Genomic DNA, 21,135 nt, shown 5'->3' on the forward strand with positions numbered 1-21,135 from the left:
CGGCCCCGCTACGCGGTGGGGACGGGCGTTCGCGCGTCCCGGCCGCTGCCGCTGCTGCCGCTGCCGTCGCGGTTCCGGTCGTGGCGGTGGCGCAGCCGTACGAGGGTCCCGTACAGCAGGAGCGCCACGGCGAGGCCGCCGCCCGCGCCGAAGCAGACGGTCGGGATGATGTCGAACGGGGTGCGGATCCGGTCGAAGAAGGTGAAGAAGCGGATGACCCGCAGGGTGATTCCGGCCCCCACGCACACCACCACCAGCGCGAGCGCGCCCACGACCTCCGCGCGGGTCAGCACCGGCACGGACGCGGGGGCCGGGGTGCGCGGCAGGCGGCGCAGGGCGGTCGCCGTGAACCATGCCAGCGCGCAGGCCGCCACCGCCGAACTGCCGTACTGGAGGTACGAGTAGAGCGGCAGCCCGAAGGCGAGCGGCTCACCGAGCTCCGGCAGGACGTCGGTCCCCCAGCGGTCCAGGTGCGTGAAGCTGTCCCACACGATGTGCGTCAGGGAGCCGGCCACCGCCGAGAGGTAGAACCAGAGCGCGAGCGACAGGAGTCGGCGCCCCCGCCAGTGCTCGCCGCGCACGAAGGTGTGCACCCGGCCCCGCCAGCCGCCCGGCAGGAGCGCGATCAGGGGTTCGCGCAGCAGCAGCCAGCAGGCCACGAGGGCGGCGGTGAGGGCCGCGTCCGCCGTGAGCACGCCGACGGGGGAGTGCAGATACGTCCCGTAGGCCATCAGGCCTCCGACCACCGCGTCCGCGAAGTAGAAGGTGTCCGGCGCGAACGATCCCAGGACCAGGGCCGAGGCGACGAGCGGCCCCCGCGCGCGTCCGGTCCGGCGGATGGCCGGAAGTACGGCGGCCGCATGGCTGAGGGTGAACGGCATGGCACCTCTCCTCGGTGTTCGACGTCCGCCGGCGCAACGGGCGGCACAGGATCCTTACTTCGGGCCAATGCCCATGAAGGGTCTGGACAGTATGCGTGACCTGCGCAGGGACGTGGGGATGTGGTGAAATCCCCGTCACCGTGCGTGCCCTGTGCAGGGAGCTGACATAGGGTCACGCGGACGTCGAGGGGGAGGGGTCCGGCTCATGTCGGCTCGAATATTCGGACGCAGGCTGCGCCGGGGCGGCGCCGCGGCTCTGGTCTCCGCACTGGTGGTCGCCGCGGTGACCGCATCCCAGGGCCCGGCCGCCGTAGGCACCGAGCGGATGACCGCGGCGGGGGAGGACGGCGCGGCGCCCCTACCGGCGCCCGCGACCGGAGGCGACTCCGCCTACTTCACCGAACTGCCGCCTCTCATCAGCCCCGAGCCGCCCGCCGTACTGCTGCCCGAGGGTGACGGGCAGCCGCCGACGGCCGCGCCGGAGCCGGCGACGGCGGAGCAGCCGGCGGCCGGGACCGGACCGGGTACGGAACAGGTGGTCACCGGCGCCGGCGAGGGCGCGCAGGGGATACCGGCGAGCGTGCTCGCTGCGTACCGGCGGGCGGAGTTGACGGTGGGGGCGAACGACCCCGGCTGCGGGCTGCGCTGGCAACTGCTCGCGGCGATCGGCAAGGTGGAGTCCGGGCAGGCCCGCGGCGGCCAGGTGGACGCGGCGGGGACCACGCTGCGCCCGATCCTCGGGCCCGTGCTCGACGGCAACGGCTTCGCGAACATCCCCGACACGGACGGCGGCGCGTACGACGGCGACGGCCGCTACGACCGGGCGGTCGGGCCGATGCAGTTCATCCCGTCCACGTGGGCGGCGTGGGGCCAGGACGCGGACGGCGACGGCCGGCGCAACCCGAACAACGTGTACGACGCCGCCCTCGCGGCCGGACGGTACCTGTGCGCGGGCAGCCGGGACCTGCGGTTGGACGCGGACCTGGACCGGGCCGTGCTCTCGTACAACCAGTCCAGCGCCTACCTGCGGACGGTGCGGTCCTGGTTCACGTACTACCTCAAGGGGACGCACGAGGTCCCGGACGGCGGGGGCGCGGGGGCGGGCGTGCCCGCGGTGACCCCGCCGAAGCCGAAGCCGGAGCCCAAGCCGGACCCCAAGCCGGACCCGAAGCCGGAGCCGAGCCCGACCCCATCGCCGAAGCCGACGCCTACGCCAACTCCTACGCCGACTCCCACCCCTACGCCGACGCCGACCCCCACGCCGACTCCCGTCCCTACGCCGACGCCGACGCCGACTCCTACGCCGACCCCCGCGCCGAGTTCCACCCCCACCCCGAAGCCCAGCCCCTCCGCCAGCGCGCAGCCGACGCCGACGCCCACGCCCACGGCCACCGGCAAGGCCGGCCCCGCGCCCTCGCCGAGCCCGAGCCCGACCGGGACCCCGTAGCCGAGGAGGCGGGGCAGGTCAGCCGTTGCACCACGGCGCGGACGGCGACTGGAGGCACGGGCTCGGCGGGGGCGGGGTGTCCTCCCGGTGCTGGTAATACGCCCCGGCCAGGATCAGCACCGCCGTGCCCATGGCCATGAGGGCCTGCGTCACGGCGGTGACGCCCGCGTTCCGCCGGGAGGCGCGCAGGCTCGCCCAGGTCATCAGCGCCGCCAGCACCCCGGCGGCCACGAGGTAGCCCCAGACCGGGGTGGGGTCGGTCGAGGGAGGACCGAAGCTCAGGTTGGCGAGCACCCACAGGAAGAAGACCGCGGCGAGACCGAGCAGTTCGAGCACGATCAGGAAGACGGCCGAGGCGATGTCCGAGCCCAGGTTCCTGCGCTGCCCGGTACCGGCGCGTGAAGGGGTCATGCCCGCCAGCCTGCCCGGGGGCGGGCGCCGGGACATGAGTACGGGTACTCAGGGGAGAAGCCGCGTCCTGCCGTGAACGCGCAGGCCCAGACGGTTCTCATCTCGCCCCGGCGTTGCTACGGTGCCTCCGCCCTGACGCCCTATCAGATTCCGGAGGCCCGGCATGCGCGCACTCGTCGCCGCCGCCAGCGGGCTCGTCCTCGCGGTGCTCCTCGTCCTCGCCGTCACGGCACTCGGGGCGCCCGAAGGCAAGACCTCGCCCAAGCCGCTGCTCACCACCGCGCCCGCCGCGCCCGGAATGTAGAGGAGGGCCCGGCCATGCGACGCAGAGCGAGCCTTGTCCTGCTGGCCCTCGCCGTGTTCTGCGCGGCCCTCGCGCCACTGCTGCGCTGGTACGCGTACCCGCGGCTCGCGAAGATCCCGCCGAACCAGTACCAGGAGATGGTCCTGGAGGCGAAGGACGCGACCCTCATCGACTACAACGACGGCATGAAGCCCAAGAAGGTGGACAAGGTCACGATCGTCCAGACCCTCAAGGGCAACGTGGAGGCGTCGAAGGAGATCGAGGCCGACGCCGGCAAGGACGTGGTCGTCTGGGACACCCTGTCCTACATCATCGGGCCGGACGGGAAGATGGTCTCCCAGATACCCGAGCGCTACATCTTCGACGCGCACACCCAGGACCCGGTGCACGCCACCGGCGAGATGGTCGACGGCGACCCGGTCACACGCGAGGGCATCGAGTTCAAGTGGCCGTTCTTCACCGAGCCGCGCGACTACCTCTACTTCGACGCCCAGACCCGTACCTCCTCGCCGATCCACTACGTGGGCCCGCGCACGTACCGGGGGATGGAGGTCTACTACTTCGAGCAGACCGTCCCGTGGACCAAGGTCGCCATGCCGAAGAAGATGCCGATCGAGGGCATCGACCCGGCGACGATCGAGCAGACCACCGGCACCAGCCTCTGGTACACGGTCAAGGCGATGTTCTGGGTCGACCCGGTGACCGGCGCGCCCGTCAACGCCGAGCAGGTGATCCAGCAGGAGATGCGCGGCGGGATCGCGGCGGGCGGCCCCGACGGGAAGCTCACCGCCTTCGCCGGGCACGTCAAGATGCGCGAGGACTACGCGAAGTACACCCTCGACCTGGTCGCCTCGAACCGTACGAAGGTCCTCGCGCTGCACACCTACGCCCCGATCGGCCTGGCGGCGGGCGGGCTGCTGTTCCTCGGGCTGGCGCTGTGGCTGGAGGCCCGCGGCCGACGGGTGCGGGACGGAGCAGGAGAGGTCAGCGCCTGAGCCGGGCGTTGGTGTGCCGGGTGGGCTCGGCGGTGGCCGGGTCCTCCGGCCAGGGGTGCTTGGGGTAGCGGCCGCGCAGCTCGGCGCGGACGGCCCGGTAGCCGCCCTGCCAGAAGGAGGCGAGGTCGGCGGTGACGGCCGCGGGCCGTCCCGCGGGCGACAGCAGGTGGACGAGTACGGGCACGCCCGCGACCTCGGGGGTCTCGGCCAGCCCGAACAGCTCCTGGAGCTTCACGGCGAGCACCGGCTGCCCGTGCTCCGCGGAGTAGTCGACCCGGATCCGGGAACCGCTGGGCACCTCGATCCGTTCGGGCGCCAGCTCGTCCAGCCGGGCGGCCTCACCGGTGGCCCAGGGCAGCAGCCGGTTCAGGGCCTGCCCGGCGTCGATGCGGCCGAGGTCCGCGCGCCGCCGGGCCCGGGACAGCTCGGGCTCCAGCCAGTCGTCGGCGCGCTCCAGCAGGGCGCCGTCATCGGCCACGTCGGGCCAGGCGCCGCCGAGCGTCCGGTGCAGGAAGGCCAGCCGGGCCCGGAGCCCTTGCGCGTCCTGGGTCCAGCGCAGCAGGCCGAGGCCCTCGGTGCGCAGCCCGTCGAGGAGCGCCGCCCGGACGAGGGCCGGGTCGGGGGTGCGCAGCGGTCGCGCGGCGAGCTCGATCGCCCCGAGCCGTTCCGCTGTGCGGGCCACGAGGTCCCCGTCCTCCCAGTGCACCTCTTCGCCCTCGGTCCGCAGATGGGCGGCCGCGGCCAGGGCGGTGTCCCCGTCGATGACGGCAGCGAGCCGGATCCGGGCGGAGGCGGAGTGCGGGGGCCGGTCGGCGACGGCCACGGCCAGCCAGGGCGCGTGGCGCAGCCCCGAACCCTCGCCGAGCTCGGCGCCGGTCCCGGAGGCCATCAGGAACGCCCCCTGCCCCCTGGCTTTCGCCACCCGCTCGGGAAACGCGAGCGCGGCGACGAGCCCGGCGGCGGCGTCATCGGGCGCGGCGCCGTTGCCGGGGCTCCGCCCCAGACCCCGCTCCTCAATCGCCGGAGGGGCTGAAAGGACAGCCTCGCCGGCGTTTGAGGCGCGGGGGTACGGGGGCGGAGCCCCCGCAGGGCCCGCCTGCGCGGCAGCCCGCTCCAGCCGCCGGGCCTCCGCCCGCCACCGCGCCGCGTAACCGTCCGACCCCCGCCGAGCTGCCCGCCAGGCACTCGCCAGGTCGTCCCCGTACTCCCGCGGCGGCTCCTCGCTGAGCAGCGCCACCACCTCCGCCGCCCGGCGGACGCCGAGGGCGGCGGAACCGTCGAGCAGGGCCCGGGCCAGCCGCGGGTGCAGCCCCAGCCGGGACATCCGCAGGCCGCGCGGGGTCGGCCGGCCCGCCGCGTCCACGGCTCCGACGGCCACCAGCACCTCCCGCGCCGCGGCCATCGCGCCGGCCGGCGGCGGGTCCAGCAGCGCCAGTCCGGCCGCATCCGGGTCGCCCCAGCAGGCGGCCTGGAGGGCGAACTGCGTCAGGTCGGCGATGCGGATCTCCGGCGCGGGGAAGGAGGGCAGCCGGATGTCCTCGGCCTCGGCCCAGCAGCGGTACACGGTGCCCGGCGCCTCGCGGCCCGCCCGGCCCGCCCGCTGGCGCCCGGCCGCGCGGGAGGCCCGTACGGTCGCCAGCGCGCCCAGACCCCGGGCGTGGTCCACCCGGGGTTCGCGGGCCAGACCCGAGTCCACGACCACGCGTACGCCGGGCACGGTCAGGCTCGACTCGGCCACGGCGGTGGAGAGGATCACGCGGCGGTGCGCCGCTGCGGTCAGCGCCGCGTCCTGCACGGCCGCCGGGGCCCGGCCGTGGATCTGGAGCACCTCCGCGTCCACACCGCCGAGCTGCCCGGCGACCCGGGCGATCTCCCCGACGCCGGGCAGGAAGCACAGGACGTCGCCGTCGCGCTCCGCGAGGGCCCGCCGCACCACCGAGGCCACGTGCGTCAGCTGCGCGGGGTCCACCCGCATCCCGTGCGGGGGCCGCACCGGCCGGGCCGGGGGAGCCCAGACCGTCTCCACCGGGTACGAGACCCCCGCGGCCTCCACCACGGGCGCGCCGCCGAGCAGCCGGGACCAGCCGGCCGCGTCGGTCGTCGCCGAGGCCGCGACGAGGCGCAGCTCCGGCCGCAGGGTCTCCCGTACGTCCAGCAGAAAGGCGGCGACGGTGTCGGCGTCCAGGTGCCGCTCGTGGCATTCGTCCAGGACGACCAGGTCGGTGCCGGAGAGCTCCTGGTCGCGCTGGAGCCGCTGGAGCAGCACTCCGGTGGTCACGACCTCCACCAGCGTTCCGGGGCCCACGACCCGCTCCCCGCGCACGGTGAAGCCCACCGACGCGCCGGCTTGCTCGCCCAGCAGCCACGCCATCCGCCGGGCGGCCGCCCGGGCGGCGATCCGCCGGGGCTCGGCGACGATCACCCGGCGCCGCGGCCCGCCGCCGACCAGCCCGGCCAGGACCAGCGGCACCAGGGTGGTCTTGCCGGTGCCGGGCGGGGCGCAGAGCACGGCGGTGCCGTGGCCGTCCAGCGCGGAGACGAGCGCGGGCACGGCCTCCCGTACGGGGAGGGCGTCGAGGGCGGCGGTCCGGTCGGCGGAGGGCGCGGGGGTCGCGGCGGACGCGGGGGACGCGGAGGACGCGGAGGTCAACGGGGGTCAGTCCCTCTCGCACACGAAGATCGCGGTGCCGGGGATCAGATTGCCGCGCAGCGGGGACCAGCCGCCCCACTCCTGGCTGTTCCATTCGGGCCACTCCGGCTCGACCAGGTCGACGAGGCGGAAGCCGCCCGCGACCACGTCGCGGACGCGGTCGCCGATCGTGCGGTGGTGCTCCACGTACACGGCGCGGCCCTGCTCGTCCTGCTCGACGTAGGGGGTCCGGTCGAAGTAGGAGGCGGAGACGGACAGGCCTTCGGGGCCGGGCTCGTCGGGGAAGGCCCAGCGGATGGGGTGGGTGACGGAGAAGACCCAGCGGCCGCCGGGGCGCAGTACGCGGTGGACCTCGCGCATCACGTTCACGGGGTCGGAGACGAAGGGGACGGCGCCGTAGGCGGAGCAGGCGAGGTCGAAGGAGGCGTCGCGGAAGGGCAGCTTCCCGGCGTCGGCCTCGACGAGGGGTACGTCATCGCCGATGCGCAGGGCGTGCTGGAGCTGGCGGTGGGAGAGGTCGAGGGCGACCGCGCGGGCGCCCTGGGCGGCCAGCCAGCGCGAGCACTGGGCGGCGCCGGCGCCGATCTCCAGGACGTCCTTGTCCTTGAGGGAGGCCGCGGGGCCCAGGAGGGCGGCCTGTGCCTCGTCCAGGCCCTCGGGGCCCCAGACGAAGCGGTCGTCGCCGAGGAAGGCCCCGTGCTCGCTCTGGTACTCGTCGGCGTTGCGGTCCCACCAGCCCCGGCTCGCCCGGCTGCTCTCCGCTTCCCCGGCGTCACGCCGGGTGGCCTCGGCGTCGTCCGGGGCGCCGCCGTCGGCTCTGTGAGCGTCTTCGGGGGCGAGCTTGTCGTAGGACTCTTGGTTCATGGGGCCCGTCGTCGTAGTCTGCGATGAGGGCAGGAAGGGCCATTGGTGCCTCCCCGCCTACGAATTGTGCCGGTTATCCGGCGATCCGCCCGGGGTGTGCGGCTTCGCGCATTGACCCTGTCCGGCTGCCCCCGTATGCTACAAGTTGCGCTGCGAGCCTGTGCTCCTCAGACCTAGCAGGCTGCGCTTGTTTCTGTTGATGTCCCCTCGGTTTTCGAGGCCCTCCCTTCGGGAAGCATGGGCCTCCTTGGCTGTCCGGCTTCATCGGCAGATGCCGATAAGGGCTCCCGGCGTAGCAGTACCTACGACTTTCTGTCCGTAACCGGAGCCCTTTCCCACATGACGAGCAGCACCGAGACCACCGCCACCACTCCGCAGGTTGCGGTCAACGACATCGGCGACGCGGACGCGTTCCTCGCGGCGATCGACGAGACGATCAAGTACTTCAACGATGGCGACATCGTCGACGGCGTCATCGTCAAGGTTGACCGGGACGAGGTTCTCCTCGACATCGGTTACAAGACCGAAGGCGTCATCCCGAGCCGCGAGCTCTCGATCAAGCACGACGTCGACCCGAACGAGGTCGTCAAGGTCGGCGACGAGATCGAGGCCCTGGTTCTCCAGAAGGAGGACAAGGAAGGCCGCCTGATCCTCTCGAAGAAGCGCGCTCAGTACGAGCGTGCCTGGGGCACCATCGAGAAGATCAAGGAAGAAGACGGCATCGTCACCGGTACCGTCATCGAGGTCGTCAAGGGTGGTCTCATCCTCGACATCGGCCTCCGCGGCTTCCTGCCGGCCTCTCTCGTCGAGATGCGTCGCGTCCGCGACCTCCAGCCCTACGTGGGCAAGGAGCTCGAGGCGAAGATCATCGAGCTCGACAAGAACCGCAACAACGTGGTCCTGTCGCGCCGCGCCTGGCTGGAGCAGACCCAGTCCGAGGTTCGCCAGACGTTCCTCACCACCCTGCAGAAGGGTCAGGTCCGCTCCGGCGTCGTCTCCTCGATCGTCAACTTCGGTGCCTTCGTGGACCTGGGTGGCGTCGACGGTCTCGTGCACGTCTCCGAGCTGTCCTGGAAGCACATCGACCACCCGTCCGAGGTTGTCGAGGTCGGCCAGGAAGTCACCGTCGAGGTCCTCGACGTCGACATGGACCGCGAGCGTGTCTCCCTGTCGCTGAAGGCGACGCAGGAGGACCCGTGGCAGCAGTTCGCCCGGACCCACCAGATCGGTCAGGTCGTCCCGGGTAAGGTCACCAAGCTGGTTCCGTTCGGTGCGTTCGTCCGCGTGGACGAGGGCATCGAGGGTCTGGTCCACATCTCCGAGCTGGCCGAGCGCCACGTGGAGATCCCGGAGCAGGTCGTCCAGGTCAACGACGAGATCTTCGTCAAGGTCATCGACATCGACCTCGAGCGTCGCCGGATCTCGCTGTCGCTGAAGCAGGCCAACGAGTCCTTCGGTGCCGACCCGGCCTCGGTCGAGTTCGACCCGACCCTCTACGGCATGGCCGCGTCGTACGACGACCAGGGGAACTACATCTACCCCGAGGGCTTCGACCCGGAGACCAACGACTGGCTCGAGGGCTTCGACAAGCAGCGCGAGGCCTGGGAGACCCAGTACGCCGAGGCGCAGCAGCGCTTCGAGCAGCACCAGGCCCAGGTCATCAAGAGCCGCGAGGCCGACGAGGCCGCCGCTGCCGAGGGCGCTGCCGCCCCGGCCGCCGGTGCCAGCGCCGGTGCGGGCATCTCGGGTGGTTCGTACTCCTCGGAGTCGGACGAGACCTCCGGCGCCCTGGCGTCGGACGAGGCCCTGGCCGCGCTCCGCGAGAAGCTGGCCGGCGGCCAGAGCTGATCGCAGCGCATCACACCCCGGTGTGAGCTGAGCTGAAAAGTAAGGCCCGTCCCCTCAGGGGGGCGGGCCTTACTGCTGTTGCGGAGGGCTCGCCGCAGGCCCTCCGCTTCCGCGTCCGTTTCCCCTCCCTCCTTCCCTTCCGCCGCCCCCACCGCGTGTTGCTTTCCTGTGAAAGGGGCCAACTGGGGAATGGCGCGGCTGCCTTGGACGTTCTTGGCAGAGAACGCGGCGAGGAGGAGTGGTGACGGTGCTTGATCCGCAGGGGTTGTACGAATGGGACGCCAAGGGCCTGGCGGTGGCCGACCTGGCGCTGGCCCAGGACTCGGCCGGCCTGGTCATGCTCTACCACTTCGAGGGGTACATCGACGCGGGTGAGGCCGGCGAGCAGATCGTCGAGCGGCTCCTGGACACCCTCCCCCACCAGGTGGTGGCCCGCTTCGACGCGGACCGGCTGGTGGACTACCGGGCCCGCCGCCCGCTGCTCACCTTCCAGCGCGACCACTGGACCGAGTTCGAGGAGCCCCGGCTGGAGGTCCGCCTCGTCCAGGACGCCACCGGCGCGCCCTTCCTGCTGTTCTCCGGCCCCGAGCCGGACGTGGAGTGGGAGCGGTTCGCGGTCGCCGTCCGGCAGATCGTCGAGCGGCTCGGGGTCCGGCTCTCGGTCAACTTCCACGGCATCCCGATGGGCGTCCCGCACACCCGGCCCGTCGGCATCACCCCGCACGGCAACCGGACCGACCTCATGCCCGGCCACCGCAGCCCCTTCGACGAGGCGCAGGTACCCGGCAGCGCGGAGTCGCTGGTGGAGTTCCGCCTCGGCCAGGCCGGGCACGACGTGCTGGGCGTCGCCGCCCACGTACCGCACTACGTCGCCCGCTCCCCGTACCCGGACGCCGCGCTGACGGTGCTGGAGGCCATCACGGCGGCGACCGGACTGGTCCTGCCGGCCGTGGCGCACGCGCTGCGCACCGAGGCGCACCGCACCCAGACGGAGATCGACCGGCAGATCCGCGAGGGCGACGACGAGCTCGTCACCCTGGTACAGGGCCTGGAGCACCAGTACGACGCGGCGGCCGGCGCCGAGACCCGCGGCAACATGATCGCCGAACCGGCCGAGATCCCGTCGGCGGACGAGATCGGCCGCGAGTTCGAGCGGTTCCTGGCGGAGCGCGAGGGCGAGAACTGACACCGGGGGTTCCGGCGAGCCCCGCCGGTCACAGCACTAGGCTGCGGGCATGCTGAAAGTGGGCCTGACGGGCGGAATAGGTGCCGGCAAGAGCGAGGTCTCGCGGCTGCTGGCGGGGTACGGGGCGGTCCTCGTCGACGCCGACCGGATCGCGCGGGAGGTCGTCGAGCCCGGCACCCCCGGGCTCGCCGCCGTCGTCGCCGCCTTCGGCGAGGACGTACTGACCCCCGAGGGGGCGCTCGACCGGCCCAAGCTGGGAACCATCGTGTTCGCCGACCCGGCGAAGCTCCAGACCCTCAACGCGATCGTGCACCCGCTGGTCGGGGCCCGGTCCGCCGAGCTGGAGGCCGCCGCGGGCCCCGACGCGATCGTGGTGCACGACGTACCGCTGCTCGCCGAGAACGGGCTGGCGCCGCTGTACGACCTCGTGGTCGTCGTGGACGCGGCCCCGCGGACGCAGCTGGCGCGGCTGACCGCGCTGCGCGGGATGACCGAGGACGAGGCGCGGGCCCGGATGGCCGCGCAGGCCACGCGCGAGCAGCGGCTCGCCGTGGCGAACCTGGTGATCGACAACGACGGCCCGCTGGAGGCGCTGGAGCCGCAGGTGCGCAAGGTGTGGGCCGAGCTCACCGCGCGGGCCGTCACCCGTGCGGCGGAAGCGGACGGAGCGAGCCCGGGGGCTTGACGTGCTCATGGAATAGCAGGCGCGCGGCGGGGCGTTGAACGCCCTCGTAGAGGGAAGGAACAGACCGTGTCCGACACCACGCCGCCGCCCCCGCCGCCCCCGCCGTCCCCGTCCGCGCCGTCCTCGCCGTCCGGCGGGGCCAGCCCGGAGACGCACGTCATCGACTACCGGGCCGCCGAGCAACTGCTGGCCGCCCGTGACCCGCGCGGCGCCGTCAAGCTGCTCGACTCGGTGATAGCCGCCCACCCGGAGAACACGGCGGCCCGGCTGCTGCGCGCCCGGGCCTTCTTCGCGGCCGCCCAACTGCGACCGGCGGAGCTGGAGTTCGAGCTGGTGCTGGAGCGGGAGCCGGACAACGCCTTCGCCCACTTCGCACTGGCCCGCACCCATCAGCGGTCCGGCCGGCCCGAGCAGGCCCGCAAGCACTTCCGGCTGGCCGCCGCCCTCGACCCCCAGCCGGAGTACCTGGCGGCGGCCCGCTTCGAGGACTAGGGGGTGTCCGGTGGATCAGGGTCGGAGAGCCCGGGTCGGCTGGTGCCGTGGATTGCAAGGCGGAGGAGGGAGTCACTGCGGAGCATTGACGACCGACGACAACGCGGCAAGCCGCGGTGCCAGGCGGGCTGGGCCCGGCCCTGATCCACCGGACACCCTCTAGCGCTGTGGCGCCCTGGGCCACCCGTCAGCCGTGGCACTGGGCCGCCCGTCAGCCGTGCGGGGGCTCGTACGGCGGGATGTCGCGGCCCGGCTGGTAGTGCGGGCCCTGGCGGATGTGGCGGATCACCACGGCCAGGTCCACGGCGGCCAGCACCGCGATCACCCCGCAGGCCGCCGCCCACCCGGGGCGGCCGGCCAGCGAGAACGCGACCGTCCCGGCAGCGGCCCAGATCAGCCCCCAGAGACTCAGCCAGAACCGCAGCCGCAGGGGACTGCGGGCGGTCACGGGTTCGTTTCCGGAACGCATGGCTCTCGCCTCGGATCGCGCGAAGGTCCTCCGTTCCATGGTCCCACCGGGAGCGCCCGCACGCGGCGGTCAGGGATTGAGCTTGTTCACGGCCTTGGTGGTCGTCTTCTTGAAGTCGCCGACCGGGGCGTGCGACAGGTTGCCCATCTGGCCCCACTGGACGACGGTCACGGTCGAACCGTCCCGCCCGATGCCGAAGAGGTGCACGCTCGGCTCGGATTCGGGGATGGAGACGTGCACCCCGTAGACGTGCGCGCCCTCCTCGACGGGGAGGGTCCCGTAGTCCTGCCAGGAGGCGGTGCCGCCCGGGGTCGTGCGCAGCCAGTCGGCGGCGCAGGCCGCGACCTCGCGTTCCAGCGTGCCGACCAGCTTGGTGGCCGCGGAGGCCGAGGCGGACCGTACGGAGACCTGCACGGCGCCGGTGTCGAACTCGGTGCCGAACTGGCGGTGCCAGGTGCCCGTCGCCGGAAGCACCCCGTCCAGGCAGAACGGCGCGAACTCGGGCAGGCCCTTGGTGACCTGGCCCGCGAACCAGGGCGAGGTGGGGTGCGGCGGCAGGTCGGTGCCGTTGAGGAACCCCGGCGCGGTGGCGGCCGTAGCGGTGGTCGAGGCGGTGAGGACGAGGGCGGCGGCCGCCGCGAGCAGGGCGGTGGTGAAGGTGGCGGCGGTACCGGAACGTCGGAACATGGTCGGTTCTCCCCAGTGGCTCAGCAGGACGCGTCTCGACGAGGCGTGTCGTCGGTGCGGATGCTTACGCCAACAGCCTTTCCCCGGGCCGGGGTGTCGGACGACGGATCGCGGCGGATTCGGGACACTGGAATGGCCGTACGTGCTGTCACCTGGGGGAACACCCCCTGCATGGAACGCAGTCGTGGGACGGGGGGAACGCCGTGGGTGTGCGTGTGGGCGTGGGCGGGGGCGAGAACGTGGGAGAGGGAGAGGGAGAGGGAGAGGCGCAGCGGTTCGCCCGGCTGATGCGGGAGCTGAAGGGGCGCGCCGGGCTGAGTTACGGGCTGCTGGCGCGCAAGCTGCACACGAGCACCTCGACGCTGCACCGCTACTGCAACGGGGAGGCCGTGCCGACGGAGTTCGCGGTGGTGGACCGCTTCGCACGGCTCTGCGGTGCCTCGGCGGCCGAGGCGGTGGAACTGCACCGGGCGTGGCTGCTGGCGGACGCCCGGCGGCGGGCGGCGGCGCGGGCGGCCGCTCCGGTGGCCGCGCCGCCGGTGGCCGGGGAGGTGCGGACGGCACCGGCGCCTGGCGCACCGGAGCCGGCACCGGGAACGGCAGCACCGGCCTCGGCAGCACCGGAGCCCGTCGGGGGGCCGATTGCGGGGCCCGGGGCCGGGCGGGGTGGGGAGTCTGAGGCGGGGCGGGGCGCGGAGCCGGCTGCCGGGGCGGCTGTGGAGTCCGGGGCCGGGCCGGTCGCCGAGCCGACTGGCGCGACGGGCGCGCCTGGCGCCGAGGTGGGCACCGGTCGGGCTGCCGGTACGCCCACCCGTACGGGCCCGGCGCCGGTGGCCGGGCCCGCGCGGGTGGACGTACCGGAGCCGGGCCGACTGCCCTGGTACCGGCGGCGCGGGGCCGCGGTGGCCGTCGCCGGGGCGGCGGCGGGCGCGGTGGCCGTGGCGGTGCTGACGGCGGCCCTGCCCGAAGGGGGTACGCCGTCGGCCGGGGCCGGGCCGAGGGCTTCGGCGGCGGCCACGGGGTCCTCCCCGGCGGGGACGGGCACCCCCGCGACGCCGACGCCGACGCCGGCCACCGGATCGCCCTCGGCCCCGGCTTCCGCCCCCGCGTCGGCCTCCGCGTCGCCTTCCGCCCCGGGGCAGGTGCCCGCACCGCCGCCCGGGACGGAGCCTGGCACGGGGCCCGGCGGGGGCCCGGCCACGGCGGCGCCGCTCAGGGCGGCCGTCCGGTCGCACGTGTGGGCCTACGGCTGCGACCACGCCTACCTGGCCGAGCAGGGCCCCGGGGCGCTGCCCCCGCCGCCCCTGGAGGCGGACGCGCCCGCCTGGGCCTCCTCGCAGCGCGCGGTGCACGCGGGGACGCAGATCGTGGAGATCACCCTGCACGGCACGGGTCCGGGCGCCGTGGTCCTGGAGGACCTGGAGGTACGGGTGGCCGCCAGGCGCACCCCGCCGGCTTGGAACGTCTACGAGATGTCCCAGGGCTGCGGCGGGGCCATCACCCCGGCCGGGTTCGCGGTCAACCTGGACGCTTCGCGTCCGCTCGCCCGGCCCGTCGCCGGGAACGACGCCGGGGCCGCCGTTCCCGCCCCCTCCTTCCCGCTGAGGGTCTCGGCGGCGGAGCCGGTGGTGCTGCGGGTGGAGGCCGCCACCAAGGCCTGTGACTGCGACTGGGTACTCGACCTGCGCTGGACCGGACCCTCCGGTTCCGGCACCCTCCGCGTCGACGACAACGGACGGCCGCTGCGCACGAGCGCCACCACCGGCCGCCCGGTCTACGGCTACGCGACGGAACAGGGCCGCTGGGCACGCTGAGCCGGCGGAAGTATGCCCAGGTCAGCGGTGTTGTCAGTACCCGGACCTAGACTCGGTGCAGAGGAGATCCGCAGCGACCGGGGGAGGGGGGACACCATGACACAGCCGTCGCCGTCACAGCAGTGGGTGTCGCCGTCGCCGTGGCCGTCGCCGCCACAGCCGCGGGAGACGGACGCCGCCCGCGCACTGCTGCGCCATGCCGCCGTCTTCCTGCCCGCCGCCGTCCCCCGTGAGGGACGGATCGCCTTCTGGGCGCCCGACGGGGACGCGCTGCCCGCCGCGGGTACGCCGACACCGCTCACGGTCGTACGCCCGCACGGGGACGGGGTCCGCAGCCGGACCGTGCCCGCCGTGGCCTTCTCCGTCGCCGACGCCCTGCCCCTGCTCGCCCGGGCGCCCCGCAGCCCCGCCGCGCATCCCGCCACCCGCGCCTGGGGCACGGCCGCCGCCCAGGCACTCACCCTGGTCGCCCGGGGCCGGCTGCTGCCCGGCCTCACCCCCGAGGGGGTCGACGCCTGGCGCGCCGGGCCGCTCGACGCCGCCGATGTCGGCCACCTCCGGGCGGTCGCCGCCGCGCTGCCGCACGAGGGGTACGCCACGCCCCTGCCCGGGCGCCGCCCCCTCCAGCTGCCCGAACCGGAGGCGCTGGTCCGCGCGTTCCTCGACGCCGTGGCCGACACCCTGCCCCGTACCCCGGCCGCTCCCCTGGCCGCCGGGCGGCCCTTCGCCGCACGGGAGGCGCAGCAGGTGCCCGGGATGGCGGACTGGGCCGCGCAGGTCGCGGCCGGCGCCGACACCGGCGTGGGGATCTCGCTGCGGCTCGACCTGTCGTCCTTCCGCCTCTTCGGCGGACCCGAGGAGGACACCGGGCCCGTGGAGGACGTCCGGCGGGCCGGGGCCGCCGTCGTCCAGGTGCACAGCCTCGCCGACCCCACCCTGGTCACCGACGCCGGGCTGCTGTGGGCGGGCGCGGCCGCCGCCGGGTTCGGTCCCCGCGCCCGGATCGACGCCGTGCTCGCGCTGCGCCGGGCCGCGCGGGTCTGGCCGCCCCTGCTGCGGCTGCTGGACCAGCCCGCGCCCGACGTCCTCGCCCTGTCGGACCCGGAGCTCGAAGACCTGCTGGGCGTGGCCGCGAACCGGCTGGCGGCCGCCGGGGTCCTGGTCCACTGGCCGCGCGAGCTCGCCCGTACGCTCTCCGCGACCGCCGTCGTACGGTCCACCGCGCCCGGGTCCGCGACCGACGGCACCGCCTTCTTCGACGCCGAGCACCTCTTCGCCTTCTCCTGGGAGCTGGCCCTGGGCGGTGACCGGCTCACCCCGGGGGAGATGGACTCCCTGGCCCAGGCCCACCGGCCCGTCGTACGGCTGCGGGACCAGTGGGTGCGGGTCGATCCCGAGCTGGTGCGCAAGGCGCGCAAGCGGGAGCTGGGCCTCCTGGACCCGGTGGACGCGCTGGCCGTCGCCCTCTCGGGCACCACGGAGATCGACGGCGAGCCGGTTGAGGCGGTCCCGGTGGGGGCCCTGGCCGCCCTGCGCGAGCGGCTGACGGGAGAGCTGACTCCGCTTCCGCAGCCCGCGGCGCTGAAGGCCACCCTGCGCGACTACCAGGCCCGCGGTCTGGCCTGGCTGGACCTGATGACCTCGCTCGGGCTCGGCGGCTGCCTCGCCGACGACATGGGCCTCGGCAAGACCGTCACCCTGATCGCCCTGCACCTGCACCGGGACCGGCCCGAGCCGACGCTCGTCGTGTGCCCGGCATCCCTGCTGGGCAACTGGCAGCGGGAGATCGAGAGGTTCGCGCCCGGGGTGCCGGTGCGCCGCTTCCACGGCGGCACCCGCAGTCTGGACGGGCTCGACGGCGGCTTCGTCCTCACCACGTACGGCACGATGCGCGCCAGCGCCCCCCGGCTGGCCGGGCAGTGCTGGGGCATGGTCGTCGCCGATGAGGCCCAGCACGTCAAGAACCCGCACTCGGCGACCGCGAAGGCGCTGCGCACGATCCCCGCGCCCGCCCGGGTGGCCCTCACCGGTACCCCGGTGGAGAACAACCTCTCCGAGCTGTGGGCGCTCCTCGACTGGACCACGCCCGGTCTGCTGGGCCCGCTCACCGCCTTCCGGGCCCGCCACGCCCGGCCGGTGGAGCACCAGCAGGAGGAGGACGGGGGCAATGACGCGGCGGTCGCCCGACTGGCCGCCCTCGTACGGCCGTTCCTGCTGCGGCGCAAGAAGTCCGACCCCGGCATCGCGCCCGAGCTGCCGCCGAAGACGGAAACGGATCATCCGGTCTCGCTGACGCGCGAGCAGGCCTCGCTCTACCAGGCCGCGGTGGACGAGGCGATGGCCGTGATCGGGGCGAGCGAGGGCATCGAGCGCCGCGGCATGATCATGAAGTTGCTGGCCTCGCTGAAGCAGATCTGCAACCACCCGGCGCAGTACCTGAAGGAGGAGCAGCCCAGGATCCCGCACCGCTCGGGCAAACTCGCCCTGCTGGACGAGCTCCTGGACACGATCCTCGCCGAGGACGGCTCGGTGCTGGTCTTCACCCAGTACGTGACGATGGCCCGGCTCATCGAGCAGCACCTGTCGGCCAGGGGGATCTCCCACCAGCTCCTGCACGGCGGGACGCCGGTGCCGCGCCGCGAGGAGCTCGTGGACCGCTTCCAGGCGGGCGAGGTCCCCGTCTTCCTGCTGTCGCTGAAGGCCGCGGGCACCGGGCTGAACCTGACCAGGGCCGGCCATGTCATCCACTTCGACCGCTGGTGGAACCCGGCGGTCGAGGAGCAGGCCACCGACCGTGCCTACCGGATCGGCCAGACCCAGCCCGTGCAGGTGCACCGGATCATCGCCGAGGGCACGGTCGAGGACCGGATCGCCGAGATGCTGGAGGCCAAGCGGGCCCTGGCCGATGCCGTCCTCGGCTCCGGCGAGTCGGCGCTGACCGAGCTCACCGACCGGGAGCTGGCCGACCTCGTGTCCCTGCGGAGGCCCGGATGATCACCGCGAAGGACGACCGCCGCCGCACCTTCGAGACCGTGCCCGCCGGAGCGGATGCGGTGAGCTGGTGGGGCCGGGCCTGGGTGTCGGCGCTGGAGGAGGTCGCCCGCGACGCCGCCCGCCTGGCCCGGGGCCGTACGTACGCGGACGGCGGCCACGTCGACGCGGTCACCGTCACCCCGGGCCGGATCGTGGCGTACGTGCGGGGCAGCCGGCCCCGCCCCTACCGCACCGAACTGCTCCTGCCCGCCTTCCCGGACGCGCAGTGGAGCGAACTCCTGGAAGCGGTCGCGGCCGATCCCGCGGCGCTCGCCGCCCTGCTGGAGCGGGAGGTCCCGCGGAGCCTCGCGGACACGGTCCTGCCTCGCGCCGGCGAGCTCGTCCCGCGCTGCTCCTGCCCGGACGTGGCGCGTCCGCCGTGCAAGCACGCGGCGGCCCTCTGCTACCGGGCGGCCCGCCTCCTGGACGACGACCCGTTCGTCCTGCTGCTCGTGCGCGGTCGCGGCGAGCGGGAGCTGCTCGAGGAGCTCACCCGCCGCAACGCCGCCCACGCCGCTCGGGAACGGCCCGACAGCACACCGGACCTCGCGGGGGTCCCGGCCCGCGCCGCGCTCGCCCGCACCGTCCTGCCCCCGCTGCCGGCGCCGCTCGCCGCGCCCGCCGCCGCGGGGCTTCCTCCGGCGTACCCGGCCGACCCCGCCGCCCCGGATCCGCTGGCCCTGGACCAGCTCGCCTCCGACGCCGCCGCCCGCGCCTTCGCCCTGCTGACCACCGCCGAGGACCCGATCGCCGGGCTCAGCCTCTGGCAGGACGCCGTCCGGCTGGCCTCCGCGCATTCCACGGCCGGGCTCACGGGCGCCGCCCGCGCCCTGTACCGCGACCTGGCCGCCGCCACCGGCCGCAGCACCACCGACCTGGCCCGCGCCGCCGCGGCCTGGCGCCAGGGCGGCCGTCCGGCCCTCGCCGCCCTCGAAGAGCCCTGGGACCCCCCGGCGGGCCCCTTCGACCGGGCCCGTCCGGTGCTCCTCGCCGCGGCCCAGGGCTCCTTCCGTCCCGAGCGCAACCGCCTCACGGCCACCACCCGCCAACTCCGCCTCGGCCGCGACGCCCTCTGGTACGCCTACGAGTCCCGTCCGGACGACGAGGACTGGTGGCCCACGGGCCGCCCCTCCCCGGACCCGCTCACGGCGCTCGGATCCTGAGGCCGCTGCCTCAGCGGCCCACGTAGAGGAAGCGGAGGTAGCGGGCGTACGTGAGCTCTCGGCTGTGGCGCCGTGCTTCGTCCAGGGCGCCGCGCAGGGCCTCGTACCGGGCCTTGTCCTGCTGGAGCCGGATGCTGCGCCGGCTGAACTCCTGCCGTTCCTGCTGTGCCCGCAGGGTGGCGGCGGCGTCCTCCTGAGCCAGCCGGGCGAGGCCGTCTTCCAGCCGGCTCTTCGCCCCTGCGCGCGCGGTGTCGGCCGCGGCGTCCGCGTCCTTGCGCCGGCGGGCGAGCAGGGTGCGCCGACGCTCGAAGTCCCGTTCGATCGAGGCGCGCTCCGCGGCGGGGAGGCGGGTGGGCCGGACGGCTTCGGCCGCGGCGGCCTCCCGCCTGCGCCAGCCGACCAGGGCCTTGGCCTTGGCCTCGCCGATGCCGGGCACCTTCACCGCGCGGCCGCCCCGGAGCACGAGCACCGCGCCGACACTGTTGTACGCGGCGTTCTGCACGCTGCGGTAGCCGGTGAAGTCCGCGGCGGTGCGGATCCCCGCCAGGGCCAGCTGGTGGGTCAGGGCTTCCCCGATGCCGCGTACCTGGGCGTGGGCGATCTGCTTGCGGCTCAGCCGGTCCTGGACGAAGTCGGCCTGCCGGGCGGTGAGCGCCTTGACGAGGGCCTGGCGGAGGTCGCTGTCGACGGCGGCGATCTTCTGGTCGGTGTCGCGCAGGGTGCGGACCTTGGCCTCTTCCGCGGCCTTCAGGTCCTTGTGGTAGCGGGAGTTCAGCTTCTGCTGCTCGCGCGGCAGCCGGGCCTTGCGGTCGGTCTCCGAGTCGTCGAAACCGGCCCGCTCCTTGCGGAGCTTCTCGGCACTCCGCTCAGGGCTGTCGAGCTGCTTCATGCGGTGGTGCAGGTCTGTCAGGACCTGCCGGGCGTGCCTGGTCTCCGTACGCCGACGCCGGGCGAAGGCGCAGACCAGAGCCGTGAACGCGAGCGGCGCCAGCTGCGTGCCCGTCGGCACGAGAAGGCCGGCGAGCACCATCAGCACGGAGGCGGCGATCGAGAGCGGCAGCAGGACGGCGGTGACCACGTCGGACAGCCGGCGCCCGAGGAAGCCGGCCTGCCGCCCGGCGCCGGCGACCTGCGGCGAGGGGGGAGCCGCAGGCTCCGGCGCGGGGAGGTGGTCGGCCATCCAGCGGGGAAGCGGGCCCGCACCGGAGGGGGACGGCGTCGACGGCGAGGCCGCACCGGCCTGTGCGGCGGTGACCTGCGCCGGGATGGCGGGGCCGGCCGGGGTGAGCGGGGGCAGGGCGTCGAGGGGCTGGTACGCCAGCGACCTCACGTGGTCGGCGAGCCCGCTCACGGTCCGGTCGGGGTGGGACAGCAGGGTCAGCAGACCGGCCGAGGTGGACGGGCTCTTGAAGTCCTCCTCCGTGAGCAGCAGGAACTCGCCGCTCGGCTCGTGCAGACGGCTCCACAGTCCGGGATCGGCGGCGACGGCCTTCAAGGCCAGGAAGATGACCCAGGAGGAGAACCGGTCGAGTTCGGCTCCGAAGTCGTCGTTCCCGCGAGCGGGTGACTGGTAGTTGCGGTGGCCGCGTTCGGTCCCGCCGTGGCCGGCCAGCGCTGGTACGTACATCCCGTCGTAGTCCACGAGCCGGAAGGTGCCGTCGCGCGCGACCAGGAGGTTGCCGTGCTGGAGGTCTCCGTGGGCGATGCCGTGCGAGGAGAGGTCTGCCGTCAGGTCCGCGAAGCGGCCCGCGAGACGGTCGACGGCGGCACTGTCGCCATGGTGGCTGTCCAGCCACGAGGAGAGGGTGACCGCCTCGATCCAGTCCATCTTCAGGACGGGGAACCGGTCCTTGCCCACCCGGATGGCGTCCGGGAGGTAGTCGAAGCCGAGTTTCCACGGCTGGGACAGCTCGCCGAGGTCGAGGGCGGCGAGCTCGGCGCTGATCTCCTGGTAGCGCAGCTCCTGGTCGGGGACGTGCCGGGTGAAGCACTTGACCGCGTACCGCTTCCCGGACGCCGCGGAGGTCAGCGAGAACACGCTCGCGAAGGCACCCGAGATGGCGCGGGGAAGGCCGAGCCGGGTGAGTTCGGGCCGGGCCCCCTTCAGTTCGGGGTGCCGGAAGCAGAGCTCCGTGTGCTGAAGAGCCTCCGCGTAGGCCGCGCCGCTGGGGAACAGCCTGTGCGGACCGGTGGGCGCGCCCACGGT

17 protein-coding genes are annotated in these 21,135 nt (G+C 74.3%); 10 read left to right on the forward strand and 7 right to left on the reverse strand.

Going from position 1 to position 21,135, the window contains the following annotated elements; genetic code table 11:
• Positions 1–8: 8 nt before the first annotated feature.
• A complete protein-coding gene (locus tag OG447_RS16240) occupies positions 9–881 on the reverse strand; it encodes a DUF4184 family protein (RefSeq protein WP_266937266.1) in 873 nt (290 codons plus the stop codon).
• 205 nt (positions 882–1,086) lie between these two features.
• Between OG447_RS16240 and OG447_RS16245 the strand changes: the two genes are divergently transcribed.
• Complete coding sequence (locus tag OG447_RS16245; RefSeq protein WP_266937267.1) at positions 1,087–2,328, forward strand: lytic transglycosylase domain-containing protein; 1,242 nt, start codon at positions 1,087–1,089, stop codon at positions 2,326–2,328.
• Positions 2,329–2,346: 18 nt separating this feature from the next.
• On the opposite strand, the gene OG447_RS16250 is transcribed toward OG447_RS16245, so the two are convergent.
• Complete coding sequence (locus OG447_RS16250) at positions 2,347–2,739, reverse strand: DUF6234 family protein (RefSeq protein ID WP_266937268.1); 393 nt, start codon at positions 2,737–2,739, stop codon at positions 2,347–2,349.
• Between the two features lie 163 nt (positions 2,740–2,902).
• Between OG447_RS16250 and OG447_RS16255 the strand changes: the two genes are divergently transcribed.
• Positions 2,903–3,043, forward strand: coding sequence for an SPW_0924 family protein (locus tag OG447_RS16255; RefSeq protein WP_266937269.1), 141 nt, complete (start codon positions 2,903–2,905; stop codon positions 3,041–3,043).
• Positions 3,044–3,057: 14 nt separating this feature from the next.
• Positions 3,058–4,038, forward strand: a complete 981-nt coding sequence (locus tag OG447_RS16260; RefSeq protein WP_266937270.1) for a DUF3068 domain-containing protein — start codon at positions 3,058–3,060, stop codon at positions 4,036–4,038.
• Here the strand turns inward: OG447_RS16260 and hrpB are convergent.
• Together hrpB and OG447_RS16270 are read right to left on the reverse strand one after the other, a co-directional pair.
• Positions 4,028–6,688, reverse strand: a complete 2,661-nt coding sequence (gene hrpB / locus OG447_RS16265; protein ID WP_266937271.1) for an ATP-dependent helicase HrpB — start codon at positions 6,686–6,688, stop codon at positions 4,028–4,030. The genes OG447_RS16260 and hrpB overlap by 11 nt on opposite strands.
• Before the next feature lie 6 nt (positions 6,689–6,694).
• The gene (locus tag OG447_RS16270; RefSeq protein WP_266937272.1) at positions 6,695–7,552 is read right to left on the reverse strand and encodes a class I SAM-dependent methyltransferase; all 858 of its coding nucleotides are present in this window, start codon (positions 7,550–7,552) and stop codon (positions 6,695–6,697) included.
• 339 nt (positions 7,553–7,891) lie between these two features.
• Between OG447_RS16270 and rpsA the strand changes: the two genes are divergently transcribed.
• The 4 genes from rpsA (at position 7,892) to OG447_RS16290 (ending at position 11,763) form a co-directional block, all read left to right on the forward strand.
• Positions 7,892–9,400, forward strand: coding sequence for a 30S ribosomal protein S1 (gene rpsA, locus OG447_RS16275; RefSeq protein ID WP_266937273.1), 1,509 nt, complete (start codon positions 7,892–7,894; stop codon positions 9,398–9,400).
• A gap of 247 nt (positions 9,401–9,647) precedes the next feature.
• A complete protein-coding gene (locus OG447_RS16280; RefSeq protein ID WP_266938902.1) occupies positions 9,648–10,586 on the forward strand; it encodes a PAC2 family protein in 939 nt (312 codons plus the stop codon).
• A gap of 49 nt (positions 10,587–10,635) precedes the next feature.
• On the forward strand, positions 10,636–11,271 hold the full coding sequence (coaE, locus tag OG447_RS16285; RefSeq protein WP_266937274.1) for a dephospho-CoA kinase: 636 nt from the start codon (positions 10,636–10,638) through the stop codon (positions 11,269–11,271).
• 159 nt (positions 11,272–11,430) lie between these two features.
• Positions 11,431–11,763, forward strand: a complete 333-nt coding sequence (locus OG447_RS16290; protein ID WP_266938903.1) for a tetratricopeptide repeat protein — start codon at positions 11,431–11,433, stop codon at positions 11,761–11,763.
• A 211-nt stretch (positions 11,764–11,974) separates the two neighbouring features.
• On the opposite strand, the gene OG447_RS16295 is transcribed toward OG447_RS16290, so the two are convergent.
• Together OG447_RS16295 and OG447_RS16300 are read right to left on the reverse strand one after the other, a co-directional pair.
• Positions 11,975–12,232, reverse strand: coding sequence for a DUF6343 family protein (locus OG447_RS16295; RefSeq protein ID WP_266937276.1), 258 nt, complete (start codon positions 12,230–12,232; stop codon positions 11,975–11,977).
• Positions 12,233–12,301: 69 nt separating this feature from the next.
• Positions 12,302–12,919, reverse strand: coding sequence for a hypothetical protein (locus OG447_RS16300; RefSeq protein WP_266937278.1), 618 nt, complete (start codon positions 12,917–12,919; stop codon positions 12,302–12,304).
• A gap of 203 nt (positions 12,920–13,122) precedes the next feature.
• Between OG447_RS16300 and OG447_RS16305 the strand changes: the two genes are divergently transcribed.
• The 3 genes from OG447_RS16305 (at position 13,123) to OG447_RS16315 (ending at position 18,929) form a co-directional block, all read left to right on the forward strand.
• A complete protein-coding gene (locus OG447_RS16305; RefSeq protein WP_266937280.1) occupies positions 13,123–14,733 on the forward strand; it encodes a helix-turn-helix transcriptional regulator in 1,611 nt (536 codons plus the stop codon).
• A 96-nt stretch (positions 14,734–14,829) separates the two neighbouring features.
• Positions 14,830–17,727, forward strand: coding sequence for a DEAD/DEAH box helicase (locus tag OG447_RS16310; protein WP_266937282.1), 2,898 nt, complete (start codon positions 14,830–14,832; stop codon positions 17,725–17,727).
• On the forward strand, positions 17,724–18,929 hold the full coding sequence (locus OG447_RS16315; RefSeq protein WP_266937283.1) for an SWIM zinc finger family protein: 1,206 nt from the start codon (positions 17,724–17,726) through the stop codon (positions 18,927–18,929). Before OG447_RS16310 ends, OG447_RS16315 begins: the two co-directional genes overlap by 4 nt.
• A gap of 10 nt (positions 18,930–18,939) precedes the next feature.
• Here the strand turns inward: OG447_RS16315 and OG447_RS16320 are convergent, their stop codons facing one another.
• A complete protein-coding gene (locus tag OG447_RS16320; protein WP_266937284.1) occupies positions 18,940–21,132 on the reverse strand; it encodes a hypothetical protein in 2,193 nt (730 codons plus the stop codon).
• Between the last annotated feature and the right edge of the window lie 3 nt (positions 21,133–21,135).

It is taken from the genome of Streptomyces sp. NBC_01408 (assembly GCF_026340255.1).
Lineage (GTDB): Bacteria > Actinomycetota > Actinomycetes > Streptomycetales > Streptomycetaceae > Streptomyces.

Coding starts and splice junctions, on each gene's coding strand:
- OG447_RS16255 (WP_266937269.1), top strand. CDS start 2,903: ATGCGCGCACTCGTCGCCGCCGCCAGCGGGCTCGTCCTCGCGGTGCTC.
- OG447_RS16270 (WP_266937272.1), bottom strand. CDS start 7,552: ATGAACCAAGAGTCCTACGACAAGCTCGCCCCCGAAGACGCTCACAGA.
- OG447_RS16300 (WP_266937278.1), bottom strand. CDS start 12,919: ATGTTCCGACGTTCCGGTACCGCCGCCACCTTCACCACCGCCCTGCTC.
- OG447_RS16310 (WP_266937282.1), top strand. CDS start 14,830: ATGACACAGCCGTCGCCGTCACAGCAGTGGGTGTCGCCGTCGCCGTGG.
- coaE (WP_266937274.1), top strand. CDS start 10,636: ATGCTGAAAGTGGGCCTGACGGGCGGAATAGGTGCCGGCAAGAGCGAG.
- OG447_RS16260 (WP_266937270.1), top strand. CDS start 3,058: ATGCGACGCAGAGCGAGCCTTGTCCTGCTGGCCCTCGCCGTGTTCTGC.
- OG447_RS16240 (WP_266937266.1), bottom strand. CDS start 881: ATGCCGTTCACCCTCAGCCATGCGGCCGCCGTACTTCCGGCCATCCGC.
- OG447_RS16245 (WP_266937267.1), top strand. CDS start 1,087: ATGTCGGCTCGAATATTCGGACGCAGGCTGCGCCGGGGCGGCGCCGCG.
- OG447_RS16295 (WP_266937276.1), bottom strand. CDS start 12,232: ATGCGTTCCGGAAACGAACCCGTGACCGCCCGCAGTCCCCTGCGGCTG.
- rpsA (WP_266937273.1), top strand. CDS start 7,892: ATGACGAGCAGCACCGAGACCACCGCCACCACTCCGCAGGTTGCGGTC.
- OG447_RS16315 (WP_266937283.1), top strand. CDS start 17,724: ATGATCACCGCGAAGGACGACCGCCGCCGCACCTTCGAGACCGTGCCC.
- OG447_RS16250 (WP_266937268.1), bottom strand. CDS start 2,739: ATGACCCCTTCACGCGCCGGTACCGGGCAGCGCAGGAACCTGGGCTCG.